Genomic DNA, 15804 nt, shown 5'->3' on the forward strand with positions numbered 1-15804 from the left:
GGCCACGGCTAGTGGCTGCTGGCGCGCCGGCGGCGCGAACAGGCCAGCTGGCATAACCGCAAGTGAGGAAAGAAGGGGGCAGTGCTACGCCCGGTAAGGCTACCAGCCGGTTTGTTCGTCGCGGAGGTCGAACACGTCGCCGCCGGCCATGCGCGGGTCGTCGAGGGCATAGGCGGCCTTTTGCTCGGCCGGGGTGCCGTCCTGGGCCGCTTGCACGGCGGCCACATTCTGGTTCATGTCCGCGTGGCCGCGCTGCCGGGCGGGGTCCGACTGCGCGCCGGGCATGCAGTACTGCTCGGTGCGCAACTGCGGGCCACGCAGCTCGCTGAACTCGTCGGGGTTGTCGTTCGAGCCGTCGGTGGACTCGGCGCAGTACGTAGGTTCGGCCGCGTCTTCGGGCGTGCCGAAGGTGCCGTAGTGCGGGGTGCCGTGGTCAGCGGCGGGTTCGGGCGTGGGGAACGTGGTCATGGCAGGCAGTACGTAGTAGTGAAACAATAGCCCGCTACCGAAGCGAGCGACTACACAAAAGTACGGCCTTCCTCTACGTCTTGTTTATACCGGTTTGCTATCTGAAATAACGTGGTGTTATACTGACACAGGAAGGTGCGCGTGCAGGTACGTCAGCAGCCGCTGGGCGGGCCGCCCCAGCGGCTGCCCCTGCACCCACACCGACTCAAACTGCCGGGGCAGGTGCAGCCCGTCGATGGGCACGATTTCGAGCAGGCCCGCCGCCAGCTCCCGCGCCAGGGCCCGGCGCGACACGAAGCCCAGTGCGGCTGAGTCGGCCAGCAGGTAGCCCTTGATGGCCTCGGTGTTGTCGAAATGAAAGGCCACGGGCAGGCTGGCGGGCTTCACGTGCCGCTCGCGCAGGGCGGCCTCCAGCACGTCGAGCGTGCCCGAGCCCCGCTCGCGCAGCACCAGCGGGTGGGTTAGCGCCTCGGCCAGGGGCAGCGGGGCCGGAGGCGGGCCCGCCGGCGTGGCCGCCCGCACGGCCACCAGCTCGTCGGGCAGCAGCAGCTCGTAATGCAGGTCGCGCGAGTGCGGGCCGCCCTCCACCAGGCCCAGGTCCAGCTCGTGGCGCAGCAGGGCCTCGCCAATCTGCTCGGTGTTGGCGTTGCGCAGCGTCAGCTCCACCTGCGGGTAGCGGCGGCGAAAGCCCGGCAGCAGGCCTGGCAGCACGTACTGGGCCAGGGTGGTGCTGGCCCCCAGCCGCAGGCGGCCGGCGGTGTCGGCCGGGTCGCGCAGGGCGTGCAGGCGGGCTTCCACGGCGTGCTCGGCTTCGGCTACGGCCTCGGCGTGGGCCAGCAACAGGTGGCCGGCCTCGGTGAGGGCCACGCGGTTGCCGCGCCGCTCCAGCAGGCGCTGGCCGTAGTGGGTTTCCAGCTCGCGGATGTGCCGCGTCACGGCCGGCTGGCTGATGAACAGCTCCTGGGCGGCTTTGGTGAAACTCAGGTGGCGGGCGGCGGCGGCAAACACGCGCAGGCGGAAGTCGGACATAGCGGCAAAGGTCGCATTGGGGGTGAGATGCGCTAGCCAATTTACACCCTCTCCTACGTCAGGAGTGCCGTGGCCAATGCCGGGCGCCATTGAATGCTGAACTTGCATATAGATGTAGACCAACCTGCCGTTGCGTGGGCTGGTATCTGCACCACAGTCCTGCTCCGATTGTGCTCAGAATCGTAGGCTAGACTCGCGGCGAAGGTCGGGCGCTACGGCCCTTCTTGTACCCGCCGCAACATGCTGCTTTCTGTTTCCTTATCCTGGCCCGCGCTGCTGCTGGGGCTTGGCCTGTGTACTACTCCCTCAGTCGTCCTGGCCCAGGCGGTAGCGGCCGACTCGGCCACTGCTTCCCGGCCAGTCGCAGCGGCTTCCTACCAGGCCGCGAACCCCTACCAGCCCACCCTGCGGCAGCTGGCCCTGCCGGCGTTGCTGCTGGGCGTGGCCGCACTGGGCACCGAAAAAGTAGACGTACTCGAAACCGACGAAGCGGTGCAGGCAGAAGTGCTGGAACACTTTCCGCGCTTCCAAACCTCGCTCGACGACTACCTGCGCCACGTACCGGCCGCAGCCACGCTGGGCTTGAGCCTGGCCGGGGTAAAGGGCCGGCACGGCACCCTGAACCAGGGTGTGATTTTCTTTCTGGCCTACACCATCAACAATACCCTCACCAGCAACCTCAAAAACCTGACGCGGGTGGAGCGGCCCTACGGCAACGATTTCAGCTCCTTTCCCAGTCAGCACACCAGCGCCGCGTTTGCCGCCGCCACCTTCATGCACCACGAGTACGGCGGGCGCAGCGTGTGGTACAGCGTGGGCGGCTACGCCGTGGCTACGGCGACGGGCGCCATCCGGGTGCTGGGCAACAAGCACTGGGCTTCCGATGTGCTGGCCGGGGCCGGGGTAGGCATTCTGTCCACGGAGCTGGCCTACTGGGCCTACCCGCTGGTGCATCGGCTGCTGCTGCGCGGCCTGCAGGAACGAGCCATGGTGGCCCCGCTTTACTCCAACGGCGCGCTCGGCCTGATGGTCAGCGTTCCGTTGCGCTGATGGAATTATCACGCCGGTCGAAAGAAAGTGAAGCCGTGTTGCCGTCCTCAACCAACGCTCAGAATCGGCCGGTAGCTTGGCGGTAACAGTTCACGCATACCCCCTCTTACCCATCATGAAAATCCCGCTCCAATTGCTAGCTGCTGCCCTTCTGCTGGCCAGCTCGGCCGCCGCCCAAACGCTTCCCGCCGCACAGGTGCCCGCCGCCGTCACGGCCACCTTCCGACACGCTTATCCGCAGGTAGTGCAGGTGACGTGGGAGAAGGAAGGCATCAATTACGAAGCCGGCTTCAAGCAGGGCGCGGCCGTGCTGTCGGTGCTCATCACCCCAGCCGGCAAGCTGGTGGAAACGGAAACCGGCCTGGCTCCCAGCCAGCTGCCCGCGCCCGTGCGTCAGGCCCTGGCCCGCCAGTACAACGCCTACCGCGTGACGGAGGCCGCCAAAATCGTTTCGGCCGGCACCGGCCGGGTGGTCTACGAAGCCGAAATCAGCCAGGGTCATCAGCACCGCGACGTGCTGTTCACGGCTGATGGCCGGGAAACCCAAAAGCCATAAGCGGAGGCGGGGCCGACAACCGCCCGCTGGCGGGTGCCGGCCCCGGTCAGGTGCCCCCGGAACCCGTGTAGATTCCTGCCTTCGCGCTACATACAGGTGGCGCTTGACTGGCAGGTGCGGCTTTAGCGGACATTCCCGATGAACTACTTTCAGCCGCTGGCATTGTTCTTTCTGGCTGGCCTTTGCGAAATTGGGGGCGGCTACCTGGTATGGCGGTGGCTGAAAGCTGACCAGCCGGTGTGGACGGGCCTGCTCGGGGTGCTGCTGCTGGCTGCCTACGGTTGGGTCGCCACGCTGCAGGCCACTTCTTTTGGTAAAACCTACGCCGTGTACGGCGGCGTATTCATCGTCATGTCCATTGCCTGGGCCTGGTATTTCGACGGTTTCCGGCCTGACCGGTTCGATGTAATCGGCGGGGTGGTGTGCTTCGTGGGCATCGGCATCATCCTGTTCTGGCCGCGAGCGTAGCCCGGCATAAGCTGGCGCGGGCAGGGTTGGCTTGCTCCGGGCTTGCTCAGAATTGTGGCGCACATTTGTTTCTCCATCCCGAACCCGTGCGCCCATGAAGCTCCTGATTGTTGAAGACGAAGCCGAGCTGGCAGCCAGCCTGGTCAGCCACCTGCAGGCCCAGCACTACGTGTGCGAGGTGGCCGCCACTTACGCTGCCGCCGAGGATAAGATGCTGCTCTACGACTACGACTGCATTCTGCTGGACCTGACGCTGCCCGGCGGCGACGGCCTGACGCTGCTGCGCCAGCTACAGGCCCAGCATAAGGCCGATGGCGTCATCATCACCTCGGCCCGCAACGAGCTGGACGACCGCATCACCGGCCTGCACCTGGGCGCCGACGACTACCTGCCCAAGCCCTTCCACCTTTCCGAGCTGAGCGCCCGCGTGGCCGCCCTGGTGCGGCGGCGGCGCTTCAACGGGGCCAACACGGTGGTGGCCGGCCCGCTGACGGCCGACGTGCTGGCGCGCACCGTGAGCGTGCACGGGCAGGCCCTGCCGCTCACCCGCAGCGAGTTTGACCTGCTGCTGCTGCTGCTTTCCAACCAGAACCGGGTGGTGATGAAGTCCACCATTGCCGAGCACGTGTCGGGCGACATGGCCGAGCACTTCGATTCGTTCGAGCCGGTGTACACCCACGTCAAGAACCTCAAGCGCAAGCTCACGGAGGCGGGCCTGGGCGATTGCATCCGCACGGTGTACGGGCTGGGCTACCGCTTCGAGCTGGCCGCCGTATGAGCGCGCCACGGCCCCTGAAGCTGCTCACGCGCACGCTGCGCACCCAGCTCGTGTACGCGGGGCTGGTGCTGCTGGCCGGCACGTTCGTGTTCTACTTCGTGCTCCAGCAGCTCTACTACGCCGACGTGGACGAGGCCCTGCTGCTGCGCCGCGACGAAGTGGTGGGCAAGCTGCCGCTGGTGGCCCGCCCCGCCGACCTGGCCCTGTGGATGCGCCTGGACCGCGACCTGGAAATCCGGCCCCTGCGCCCTGGCGAGGCGGCCGGCCCCGCGCGCATCGTGCCCGAAAAGCGCTACCTGGCCGCCGCCGATGAGTGGGAGCCCTACCGCACCCTCACCACCACCGTGCGCTACCAGGGCCGGCCCTACCGGCTGGTGCTGCGCAGCTCGCTGGTGGAGAGCGAAGACCTGCTGGCCGCCATCGGGCTGGCCCAGGCCGGGCTGCTGGTGGTGCTGCTGGGCGGGCTGGTGCTGGTGCAGCAGCGGGTGGCGCGGCGGCTGTGGCGGCCGTTCTACCAGACGCTAACCCAGCTCCGGCGCTTCCGTCTCGACCAGCGCGCCCCCATCGAGCTGGCGGCCTCGCCCACGGTGGAGTTTGTGGAGCTGAACGTGGCCCTCACCGAGCTGCTCACCCAGCACCGCCGCCTGTTTCACAGCCAGAAGGAATTCACCGAAAACGCCTCCCACGAGCTGCAAACGCCGCTGGCCGTGCTGCACACCAAGCTGGAGCTGCTGGCCCAAAGCCCCGAGCTGACCGAGGCGCAGGCCCAGCACCTAGACGCGCTGGTGGCCGTGACCCAGCGCCTGAGTCGCCTCAACCGCAGCCTGCTGCTGCTGGCCCGCCTGGACAACCAGCAGTTTGCCGCCACCGAAGCCGTGGACCTGCGCCAGGTGGTGCACAGCGTGGCCGGCCAGGTGCAGGAGCAGGCCGAAGCCGCCCACCTGACGCTGCGCGTGGCGGCGGCCGTTTCCGTGCTCCGGCAAGCCAACCAGACGCTGATAGAAATGCTGGTGAGCAATCTGCTGGTCAACGCCATCCGTCACAACGTGCCGGGCGGCTGGGTGCAGGTGCAGCTCACGGCCCGGCAGCTCACGGTAGCCAACACCGGCCGGCCCGCGCCGCTGCCCGCCGGCCGCGAGTTTGCCCGCTTCCGCAAAGATGCCCTGAGCGCCCCCGGCGGCGTGGGGCTGGGCCTGGCCATCAGCCAGCAGATTGTCAGCACCTGCGGCCTCACGCTGGCTTACCGGTTCACCGCGCCCAACCAGCACTGTTTCGAGGTAAGCTGGCCCTAGCGGCCCGTCGTTACCCGCTCCGAAGCTGCTCAGAATTGGCCACTAGCTTGCCGGCCTAACCGGCCCGCCGGGCCTCGCTATGGCAGCTACTCCCCCGTTTTTCCACCACGCCGCGCCCCCCGCCGGGGCGCTGGCCCCGGTTCCCGCGCCGGTGCGCTACCCCTTCCACGACAACGACGCCTGCCCCGTGGGGCAAGAGGTGAAGCGCAGCGGCCACTGGCAGTACTACGCGCCCCGCACCGTGGACGAAACCCGCGTGCGCTGTCCCGAGTGCGCCGCGCTCAGCCGCGCCGGCCTTTAGCTTTTTTGGTATGCGTGTATTCTCTTTTCCGGCAAATAGGTGGCGGCTGGGGCTGCTGCTGGTGGCGGGGCTGCTGGCCCACGCGGGCCGGGCGCAAAGCCCGGCCCCTACCCGCGACCTGGCCTATTACCTCGCCCAGGCCCGGCAAAACAGCCCGTTGAGCGCCGACGTGCATAACCAGGGCCAGGCCGCGCAGCTCGAAACCGAGCGCCTGCGGGCCTTTTATACCAAGGCCACCGGCACGCTGGTGGCCAACTACACCGCCGTGCCGGTGCTGGCCCACGACAACGGCCGCACCGTGCTGCGCTACTCGGCCGACAACAGCGCCCGCTACGTGGGCTACGACGTGGCGCTGAGTAACGGCGCGCTCTACCAGGGCTACGCCCAGCTCACGCAGCCGCTGTTTGCCCGCCCGCGCTTCGAGGCCTACGCCCAGCAGGCCCAGGGCCTGGCCCTGAGCCAGCAAAGCCTGGCGCGGCTCTCGCTGCACGACCTGGACAAGCTGGTGGGCGACCAGTACATCCTGTGCCGGCAGGACCTCGACCAGCTCGACTACGTGCGCGAGCTGTTGGGCATTCTCGACAAGCAGCGCCTGCTGGTGCGCAAGCTGGTGGAAGCCAGCCTGCTCAAGCAGTCGGACTACCTGCTGCTGCAAATTGAGACGGAAAGCCAGCAGGTGCTGTTCAACACCTACCGCACCGCCTACCACCGCGACCTGCTCGACCTGAACGTGCTCTGCGGCCTGGGCGACACCAGCGAGGTGGCCCTGGCCCCGCCCGACCTGCCGCTGCGCCCGGCCGGGCCACTGCCCGGCCTCTCGGGCTTCACCGAGCGCTACCGCCTCGACAGCCTCAACCTGGCCGCCACTCAGCGCGTGTTTGAGCTGCGCTACCGGCCGGTGGTGAATGCCTTCGCCACCGGCGGGCTCAACGCCGTCACGCTCGCCGACATTCCCCAGCGCTTCGGGGTGAGTGCGGGGCTGAGTTTCAGCCTCTACCTCTTCGACGGGCACCAGCGCCAGCTCAGCCGCGACCGGACCCGAGTGCTGCTGGCCACCACCCGCGCCTACCAGCAAAACTTTGCCACCGTGAACCCCGTGCGCCAGCAGCGCCTGCGCTACGAGCTGCGTCAGGTGGAGGAGCGCCAGCGCCTGGCCCGCCAACAGCTGGCCAACTACCGCCAGGTGCTCGACTCCTACAAGCGCGAAGCCATTGCCGGCCAGCTCTCCATCGTGGCCTACGTGCAGGTGCTCAAGAACTACGCCCTGGCCGCCCGCGACCTGGTGCTGCTGGAAAATAGCCGCCTGTTGCTCATCAACGCCTACAACTACTGGACCTGGTAGCGCCCCTTTTCCGCATGAAACGTCGCTTTTTTCTTTCCCCGCTGCCCCTGGCCCTGCTGCTGGCCGCCTGCCAGGGCAGCGCCCCGGCCGACGAGGCGGCCGGCCCACCGCCCCGCGCCCAGGTGCAGGTGGTGGCCCCGGCCACCCAACCCCTGACGCAGTACCGCACCTTTCCGGCCACCTCGCTCTACCCGCGCAAAAGCGCCGTGACGGCCCCCGTGGCCGCCTACGTCACCAGTGTGCGGGTGCGCCTCGGCGACCGGGTGCGGGCCGGGCAGGTGCTTTTCACGCTCGAAACCAAGGAGCGCCGCGCCCTGGGCGGCTCCATTCAGCGCATCGACCCCTCGCTCAAGGGCTTCGGGCGGGTGGCCGTGGCGGCTCCCTCGGCGGGCATCGTGAGCGTGCTCAACATCCAACAGGCCGGCGACTACCTGCTCGAAGGCGCGCCGCTGTGCACCGTGGCCGAAAGCAGCCAGCTGGTGTTTCAGCTCAACCTGCCCTACGAGTACCACTCCCTGGCCCAGGGCCAGCCCGCCTGCACCATTGTGCTGCCCGACAGCACCCGCCTCACGGGGCAGGTGCTGGCCCCGCTGGCCAGCGTGAGCCCCGGTCAGGCGGAGGTGTACCTGGTGCGGCCCCTCGACCCGCCGGGCGTGATTCCCGAAAACCTGCTCGCGCAGGTGCGCCTCACCCAAACCCGGCAGCCCCGCGCCCAGACGCTGCCCGCCAGCTGCGTGCTGGCCGACGAAACCCTGCACCACTTCTGGGTGATGCGGCTGCTGAACGACTCGACGGCCGTGAAGGTGCCTGTGACCCTGGGCGTGCAAAATCCCGAAACCATTGAAATCAAGCGCCCGGTTTTCCGGCCCACCGACCGGATTTTGCGCTCCGGCAACTACGGGCTGGCCGATACGGCCAAGGTGCAGGTAGTACAATGAGCGACCCGACCCCACTTCCCTCCTTAGCCCCTGCCGAGGCCGCCGCGCCCACGTTTTTCTACACCCTGCGCAAGCCCCTCGTGCTGGTGGGGCTGCTGCTGCTGGTGGCCGGGCTGTTTGCCTACGCGCGGATGCAGACGGCGCTGTTTCCGGAAGTTACCTTTCCCAAAATCACGCTCATTGCCGATGCCGGGCAGCAGCCCGTCGACCGGATGCTGATAACCGTGACCAAGCCGCTGGAGGCCGCCGTGAAGCGCGTGCGGGGCGTGACGGTGGTGAAGAGCAGCACCAGCCGGGGCGCGTGCGTGGTGCAGGTGTTTCTGAGCTGGGACGTGGACGTGTACGCGGCCAAGGCCCAGCTGGAAAGCCGCGTGAACGAGATAAAGCCGCTGCTGCCGCCGGGCGTCACCCTGGCCACTGAGGCCATGAACCAGTCGCTGTTTCCGGTGCTGGGCTACTCGCTGGAAAGCACCAGCCGCTCGCCCATTGCCCTGCGCGACGCGGGCAACCTGCTGGCCCGGCCGCTGTTTTCGCAGGTGCCGGGCGCCTCCAACGTGGTGGTGCGCGGCGGCAAGGCCAAGGAGTTCGTGGTGATTCCCGACCCCGCGCGGCTGGCCAGCCAGCGCCTCACGGCCGCCCAGCTGCAAGCCGCCTTCGCCACCACCAACTTCGTGCAGTCGGCCGGCAACCTGAGCAGCTTCCGCCGCCTCTACCTCACCCTCACCGACACCCGCCTGGGCACCGTGGACGACCTGCGGCAGGTGGTGGTGCGCGCCGACTCGGGCCGCGTGGTGCGGGTGCAGGACGTGGCCATCGTGGACGTGCAGGAGCAGCAGGAATTCACCATCCTCAACGCCAACGGCCACGACGCGGTGCTCATCGACCTGGTGAAGCAGCAGGGCGTGGACCTGGCCACCTTCGCCGCCGCTGCCCACCAGAAAGCCGCCGCGCTGCGCCGCCAGCTGCCGCCGGGCATGACGCTACGGCCCTACTACGATCAGTCGGTGTTCGTGACCGACAGCATCGACAGCGTGATTCACAGCATCGTGGAGGGGCTGGCGCTGGCCATCTTGGTGATGATTGTGTTTCTGCGCTCGTGGCGGGCCAGCCTGGCCGTACTGCTCACCATCCCGGTTACGGTGTGCTTCACGTTGCTGGTGCTCTACCTGCTGGGCATCACGCTGGATATCATGTCGCTGGGGGCCATTGCGGCCTCGGTGGGGCTGATTATTGATGATGCCATTGTCATCATCGAGCAGATTTACCGCACCCACGAGGAGCACCCCGACCAGCCGCCCGTGCGGGTGGTGCGGGTGGCCATTGCGGCCCTGCTGCCGGCCATGGTGGCCTCCTCGCTGAGCACCATCGTCATCCACTTTCCATTCCGGCTGATGAGCGGGCTGGCGGGCAGCTTCTTCCGCGAATTGTCGGACACGATGCAGATTACCATGGTCTGCTCGTTTCTGGTGACGTGGCTGCTGCTGCCGGTGCTGCACCTGTTCATCGGCTACCGGCCGGGCAAGCATGCCCACGCCCACAACGCCGCCCAGGAGCAGGCCGACCGGCTGGGCTGGCTCACGCGCCTCTTTGCCCGGCCGCTGCTGGCCCTGGGGCTGGTGCTGGGCCTGGGCGCGGGGGCCTGGCTGGCGGCGGGCCGCCTCGAAACCGGCTTTCTGCCCGACCTCGACGAGGGCAGCATTGTGCTCGACTACCACATGCCCGCGGGCACCGACCAGGCCGAAACCGACCGGGTGCTGCGCCGCGTCGAGCGCGACATCATCACCAGGCACCCCGACATTCAGAGCTACTCGCGCCGCACCGGCCTGGGCCTGGCCTTCGACACGCGCCAGCCCAACTATGGCGACTACCTCATCCAGCTCCGGCGCGACCACCGCCTGACCACGCCCGAGGTCATTGCCCAGCTGCGCCAGCGCATCGAGGCCACCGAGCCCGCCCTCACTGTGGACTTTGGCCAGCGCATCGCCGATTTGCTGGGCGACCTGATGAGCAGCGCGAAGCCCATCGAAGTCAAGGTCTTCGGCGACGACCAGGCCACCCTCGAACGCCTGGCCGCCCAGCTCGGCCAAGTGCTGGCGCAGGTGCCCGGCGTGGCCGACATCAACGACGGCCTGGTGGCGGCTGGCCCCAGCATCGTCTTCCGCCCCGACGTGGCCAAGCTGGCCCGCTTCGGCCTCACGCCCCTCGATTTTCAAGCCCAGCTCAGCAACCTGGTGGGCGGCCAGCCGCTGGGGCCGGCCGGGGCCACGCCGGTCAGCATCTCGCCGGCCCAGGCGGCCTCGCTCGGCGGCCTGCAGGTGGGCCAGGTGCAGGACGGCGAGCAGATGCGCCAGGTGCTGCTGCGCTACGTCGATTTCCGCCGCAACTCGCTGGCCCAGCTCGAAAAGCAGGTCATTGCCCTGCCCAACGGCAGCGTGCGCCCCCTGCCCTTCTTCGCCCGCGTGGAGGTGGTGCCCGGCGAGGTGGAGCAGCGCCGCGAAGACCTCAAGTCGGTGGCCCTCGTCACGGCCCGCCTCGACGGGCGCGACCTGGGCTCGGCCATCCAGGACATCCGCCAGCAGGTGAGCCGGCGGGTGGCCCTGCCGCCCGGCTACACCGTGGTCTACGGCGGGGCCTACGCCGAGCAGCAGGCCTCGTTTCGGGAGCTGACGCTGATTTTGCTCACGGCCTCGCTGCTGGTGTTCGCGGTGCTGCTGTTCCTGTTCCGCGAGTGGCTGATTTCGCTGCTGGTGCTCTTCATCTCCGTCATGGGCATCACCGGCTGCGTGCTGGGCCTGTTCGTGGCCGGCATTCCGCTGAACGTGAGCAGCTACACGGGCATCATCATGGTGGTGGGCATCATCGCCGAAAACGCCATCTTCACGGTCCACCAGTTCTACGAGTCGCGCCGCGAAACCGGCGACTTGGACCTGGCCATCCGCTACGCCATTGCCCTGCGCATCCGGCCCAAGCTGATGACGGCCATCGGGGCCATCCTGGCGCTGTCGCCGCTGGCGCTGGGCATCGGCCTGGGCGCCCAGATGCAGCAGCCGCTGGCCGTGGCCGTCATCGGGGGCTTCGTGGTGGCGCTGCCCATGCTGCTGTTCGTGCTGCCCACCGGCATGCGGCTGATTTATGGGGGTAGCGGGAGAAAGCAGGCAGCTGAGCGGGTAGCTTGAGAGGGTAGTAGTACAAAAGGCCCGGCAGTCGAAAGCTGATTTCGATTGTCGGGCCTTTTGATAGTGTGTTCTTTACTCGATTATTCTGGCTGAATTGCGGTTGGCACCGCATCGGGGTCTTCGACTAGAATAGATTGTTGGGCTTTGGCCCGCTCTGCTGTACTGTATTCATCGAGTACTAGTTGCAGCGCTTTTAATGTTGCCAAAAAGGCTCCTATATCCAACTCATCAGCTTCATTCACAAGGAATGGATTCTTCAACACAGCCAACGTAGAGGTAGGTCCTGCCCGATATTTTTGCGGCTTGTGCAGCGTGAGTCCTTGTGCCTTGGCGTATGGTTGAAGTCCGTTCAATACCGTGTAGAGCGTGTCCACGCTAGGTGTCCAATCACCAATTTTGACGACCACCTTAATACCGTTGGCAAAACCGTTTTCAATTTGGATGTACAAATCAAATTCTTCCGTTCCCTGCCAGTGATACCAAAAGCCTAGGAAACCACCGGTCTGGTTGGGCACGTAGCGCCAGTCACTCCATTCGCCGACTAGCTCCTGAAGACGAACAAAAAAGCCTTCTGCTGCTTTCCAATCGTCGGTGATGTTGCTAAAGGTTAGATACGAATTTGATTGAAGCTCAATATTCGACAAGTACTCCTTGAAATCGTTGAAAATATCGTTTTCAACCTGATGAGCTGCTAACACATCAACTACTAGCTTCCGGCTGACGATAGTATAACCTTTGGTGTTTATTTCGTTCAGCGTAGTAATGCTCTCGTTGCCAGTTTTCAGATAGATAAAGACAAGTTTAAAGCTGGTGTCTTTGTAATGTTCAGTTGCAATTTTATGGTAGCGTTCTAGTTGCTCAGAATGCTCACCGGTGTTAGTCTTGTCTTCAATAGCAATGAAATATTCTCCGTTCACTTCTGCCCAAACGTCAATACCCTGCCATTGCCGGCCCGCTTCCACCTGTTTGATTTCATAATCAGCAGGGCATTGCAGCAGGAGACGGATGAAATGTTGAGCGGCTTCATGTAGCGGGCCATCATATTGCTGACAATCCGTATTGCCCCACTGTAACAACCACGCGAAGAAACTATCCTGCGACAGCTCTTTGGTTGCCAACGAAAAGATATTGGGTTTCATAGCGTCTATAACTTTGTCCACTGGTGATGATTGCCAGCCGGGCAGTTAAAAGCGGCAGGCGTACTTTTGGATTTGACCAATGTCGCGCACTTCTTGCACTGGTAGTTGGTAGGCCCCACTTCGCCAAGGTCTGTCCATTGATGATGTCCTCCTCCGGGGCAGTTGAAAACAGCGGGTGTAGTATTGTTTGTGAGATGCGTCTTACACTTTTTGCACTGATAGTTTTTTATTTTCAATTGTTGGATTTTTTGGTTGGGATGAGAGCAAAGCTAATGCAAATTGCCCGTACGAGGCGTTTGAGAAAGAATGCAGTAACATGACCGCTGATAGCAAAACACGTCGCAGTTCAAGTATCAGGTTTCGACGGCAGAACGAGTGGGCAGAATGGGAAACCACCGCGCTACGGCCCCAGCGTAGAGCCGACTCGTGCCGTAGGCCAGCGGCAGGCTCAGCAACAGGGGCACCAGCACGTCGCTGGGATAATGCACGCCTAAGTACAGACGGCTGTAGGCTACCAGCGTGGCCCACGGCAGCAGCACCCACGCCAGCCAGGGCAGCCGGTGCCGGGCCGTGAACAGCAAGTAGAAAGCCAGCGCAAACGCATTGGCCGCGTGCGACGACACGAACCCATACAGCCCGCCCCGGTAGCCGTGCAGCAAGTGTAGCTGACTAGCTAGGCCGGGCTCGTGGCTGGGCCGCAGCCGCAACACCCAAGGCTTGAGCAGGCCCGACGCCAGCTGGTCACTGGCCAGGATGAGCACGGCAATCAGCGGCACCAACACCCAGGCCCGCCGGCCGAAGCTACGACCCAGCACCACCAGCAACGCGGCGTAGCTGGGCACCCAGGTAACCCGCTGGCTTGCCCACCACATCACCGCGTCCCAGAACGGCGTGTGGTGGCCATTGGCCAGCAGCAGCAGGCGTGTATCCAGAAGTTGAAGCTGTTCAAGCATCGAGATGGAAGCGACGCCAGGCGCGTTAGCCCGGCAAGTGACGGAACATCTAGCGGGGCGGTGGCAGCTGGTGCAGTGCGCCCAGGCGGCGGCCCTGTTGTCGCCCCAGCAGCGGGTGCTTGGCCTGCCCGATAACCTGCGCGGTATAGATGCCGCTGTGACCCGAAAACAGGTAGGCCACCACGCAGCTGATACCCAGGTAAATACCCGCGTGGGTGCCAAACAGCTCCAGGCCCATCAGCAGGCAGGCCAGCGGTGTATTCGCGGCCCCGCTGAACACGCCCACGAAGCCCATGCCCGCCAGCAGCGCCACCGGCAGCGGCAGCACCCCGGCCAGCGCTGAGCCCAGCGCCGCCCCGATGAAAAACAGCGGCGTGACTTCCCCGCCCTTGAAGCCCGCGCCCAGCGTGAGGGCCGTCAGGGCCAGCTTCAGGGCGAAGTCCTGGATGGGGAGCGGGTGCCCGAAGGCCTCCACGATGACCGGCACCCCCAGGCCCTCGTAGCGGCTGGTGCCCAGTGCCCACATGCTAGCCGCCACCAGCACCCCACCCAGCACCGGCCGCAGCGGCGCGTAGCCGATGCGCCCGAACTGTTTGCTCAGCCCGTGCGTGAGCGTGGCGAAGCCGCTGGCCGTGAGCCCGAACAGCGCCCCGGCCAGCAGCGCGCAGCCCAGCCCCAGAGCCGTGAGCGGCATCGAGGCCAACTCGGGGTAGGGCGTGTGCCCCACGCCCCAGGCCCGCGTCACGGCATCGGCCACCACGGCGGCCAGAAAGCTCGGTAGGATGGCCTCGTAGCGCATCGAGCCCAGCAAAAACACTTCCAGCCCGAACACGGCCCCGGCCAGCGGCGTGCCGAAGACCGAGGCAAAGCCCGCGCTCATGCCCGCGATGAGCAGCAGGCGCCGCTCGCGCCGGGGCAGCCAGCGGCTCAGCTGGTCGGCCAGGGCCCCGCCCATCTGCACGGCCGTGCCCTCGCGCCCGGCCGAGCCGCCGAAAAGATGCGTGACGAGCGTGCCGCCCAGCACCAGCGGCACCAGCCGCAGCGGAATAAGTTCTCCGGGGGCGTGGATTTCGTCCAGAATCAGGTTGTTGCCCTTCACCACCCGGTTGCCGAAATGGTGGTAGGCCAGGCCCACCAGCAGGCCGCCCACCGGCAGCAGCGCCAGCGCCCAGGGGTGCGCTTCGCGCCACGTAGTAACCGCCTCCAGCGCTACCAGAAAGCCCGCCGAGGCTGTACCCGCCAGCGCCCCTACGAGCGCGGCCAGCAGCAGCCAGCGCAGCACAAATAAGACCGTGAATGTAGTGGGGAGAGCCCGCAGCCGGGCAGGCAGCAGGCGAGGGAGGAAAGCAGGAGAAGCCATGAGCGCGAACGAAATGATGAGCTACCCGACGCGGCCACCAGGGCCAGTCGGTTTCGTAGGAATCATCAGCGCGGCGCGGGAAGCGCCGGCGGTTCGCGGTGGAAATCCATCACCGTTGAGTGGGCAAAGATATACGATGTGGAAATTATATGAAACGGTTACCCCACCAAGTGAATGCGGCGCTTCAGCTCATCCTTGCAGGAACGGCTTACCGGCACATACTCTTTTCCTAGCAGCACGCTGCTTTCCTCGTAGGCCTGCACGTGGTCCAGGTTTACGATGTGGGAGCGGTGGGTCTTGAAAAACTGGTCGGGCAGCTTCTGCTCCAATTCCTTAAGGGTGGAATCAAACACGAAGTTTTCCTTCACGGTGTGCAGGCGCACGTAGTTCTGCAGGGCTTCGAAATACAGGATGTCGCTAAGCAGTACTTTGACATGGCCTGAGCCTTTGCGCACGAACAAGTAGTCCTTGAACTTGGGGCAGCGCTCGGCCGCGCCCAGCACTTCCGAACCGGCGTCGGCCGTATCCAGCATCGGCCCCACCGGCCCGGCCTGGTAGGCATTGAAGAGAGCCAGCTCAATCTGCACCCGCAGCGAATCATCGGTGAAGGGCTTGATCAGAAAGCCGTAAGGCTGGGCCAGCTTGGCCCGGTTCAGAGTGGCCGAGTCGGAGCGGGCCGTGAGAAACACCACCGGCACGGCAAACTGCCGCCGCACGAGCAGCGCGGCCGCGATGCCGTCGCAGTCGCCGGCAATGTTGATGTCCATCAGTACCAGTTCCGCGGGCTGGGTGGCCAGCACGCTCAGCGCCTCGTCGCTGTTGTCCACGGGTGGCAGGGGCGTGTGGCCCAGCCGGACCAGGGCGCGTTCAATTTCGGCGGCAATCAGCAGTTCGTCTTCAACAATGAGGATGGTAGCCATAGGGTGGGATAAGGGACGAGGAGACGGGCCAGCG

General features: G+C 65.6%; 15 protein-coding genes and 1 riboswitch. Of the genes, 9 read left to right on the forward strand and 6 right to left on the reverse strand.

From position 1 onward, the window contains the following. Positions 1-99 precede the first annotated feature (99 nt). Positions 100-495, reverse strand: coding sequence for a hypothetical protein (locus tag EU556_RS16395; RefSeq protein ID WP_135435216.1), 396 nt, complete (start codon positions 493-495; stop codon positions 100-102). 90 nt (positions 496-585) lie between these two features. Beyond that, a complete protein-coding gene (locus EU556_RS16400) occupies positions 586-1497 on the reverse strand; it encodes a LysR substrate-binding domain-containing protein (protein ID WP_135435486.1) in 912 nt (303 codons plus the stop codon). Between the two features lie 240 nt (positions 1498-1737). Between EU556_RS16400 and EU556_RS16405 the strand changes: the two genes are divergently transcribed. From EU556_RS16405 to EU556_RS16445, 9 genes are all read left to right on the forward strand, one after another. Further along, entirely contained in the window at positions 1738-2547 is an 810-nt protein-coding gene (locus EU556_RS16405; protein WP_135435217.1) for a phosphatase PAP2 family protein, read from the forward strand. A gap of 115 nt (positions 2548-2662) precedes the next feature. Then, complete coding sequence (locus EU556_RS16410; RefSeq protein WP_135435218.1) at positions 2663-3103, forward strand: PepSY-like domain-containing protein; 441 nt, start codon at positions 2663-2665, stop codon at positions 3101-3103. Positions 3104-3241: 138 nt separating this feature from the next. Next, positions 3242-3571: a YnfA family protein gene (locus EU556_RS16415; RefSeq protein ID WP_135435219.1), complete on the forward strand. Its 330-nt coding sequence runs from the start codon at positions 3242-3244 to the stop codon at positions 3569-3571. 94 nt (positions 3572-3665) lie between these two features. Then, a complete protein-coding gene (locus EU556_RS16420) occupies positions 3666-4349 on the forward strand; it encodes a response regulator transcription factor (protein WP_135435220.1) in 684 nt (227 codons plus the stop codon). After that, positions 4346-5641, forward strand: coding sequence for a sensor histidine kinase (locus EU556_RS16425; RefSeq protein WP_135435221.1), 1296 nt, complete (start codon positions 4346-4348; stop codon positions 5639-5641). Before EU556_RS16420 ends, EU556_RS16425 begins: the two co-directional genes overlap by 4 nt. A gap of 79 nt (positions 5642-5720) precedes the next feature. Continuing rightward, positions 5721-5942 (forward strand): hypothetical protein, encoded by a 222-nt coding sequence (locus EU556_RS16430; protein ID WP_135435222.1) that lies wholly within the window; start codon positions 5721-5723, stop codon positions 5940-5942. 10 nt (positions 5943-5952) lie between these two features. Further along, positions 5953-7284, forward strand: a complete 1332-nt coding sequence (locus tag EU556_RS16435; protein WP_135435223.1) for a TolC family protein — start codon at positions 5953-5955, stop codon at positions 7282-7284. Between the two features lie 14 nt (positions 7285-7298). Further along, positions 7299-8222, forward strand: a complete 924-nt coding sequence (locus EU556_RS16440; protein ID WP_135435224.1) for an efflux RND transporter periplasmic adaptor subunit — start codon at positions 7299-7301, stop codon at positions 8220-8222. Then, complete coding sequence (locus EU556_RS16445; protein ID WP_135435225.1) at positions 8219-11398, forward strand: efflux RND transporter permease subunit; 3180 nt, start codon at positions 8219-8221, stop codon at positions 11396-11398. The genes EU556_RS16440 and EU556_RS16445 overlap by 4 nt, the downstream gene beginning before the upstream one ends. A gap of 80 nt (positions 11399-11478) precedes the next feature. Here the strand turns inward: EU556_RS16445 and EU556_RS16450 are convergent, their stop codons facing one another. From EU556_RS16450 to EU556_RS16465, 4 genes are all read right to left on the reverse strand, one after another. Further along, positions 11479-12537: a PD-(D/E)XK nuclease family protein gene (locus tag EU556_RS16450; RefSeq protein WP_135435226.1), complete on the reverse strand. Its 1059-nt coding sequence runs from the start codon at positions 12535-12537 to the stop codon at positions 11479-11481. A 353-nt stretch (positions 12538-12890) separates the two neighbouring features. After that, the gene (locus EU556_RS16455; RefSeq protein WP_210116311.1) at positions 12891-13490 is read right to left on the reverse strand and encodes a phosphatase PAP2 family protein; all 600 of its coding nucleotides are present in this window, start codon (positions 13488-13490) and stop codon (positions 12891-12893) included. Between the two features lie 49 nt (positions 13491-13539). Then, complete coding sequence (locus tag EU556_RS16460; RefSeq protein ID WP_135435227.1) at positions 13540-14850, reverse strand: chloride channel protein; 1311 nt, start codon at positions 14848-14850, stop codon at positions 13540-13542. Between the two features lie 49 nt (positions 14851-14899). Next, positions 14900-14973, reverse strand: a riboswitch (Fluoride riboswitch). Positions 14974-15008: 35 nt separating this feature from the next. Beyond that, positions 15009-15770: a LytR/AlgR family response regulator transcription factor gene (locus EU556_RS16465; protein WP_135435228.1), complete on the reverse strand. Its 762-nt coding sequence runs from the start codon at positions 15768-15770 to the stop codon at positions 15009-15011. Positions 15771-15804 lie beyond the last annotated feature (34 nt).

Origin of the sequence: Hymenobacter fodinae, from assembly GCF_004745825.1 — a bacterium.
Classification (GTDB): domain Bacteria; phylum Bacteroidota; class Bacteroidia; order Cytophagales; family Hymenobacteraceae; genus Hymenobacter; species Hymenobacter fodinae.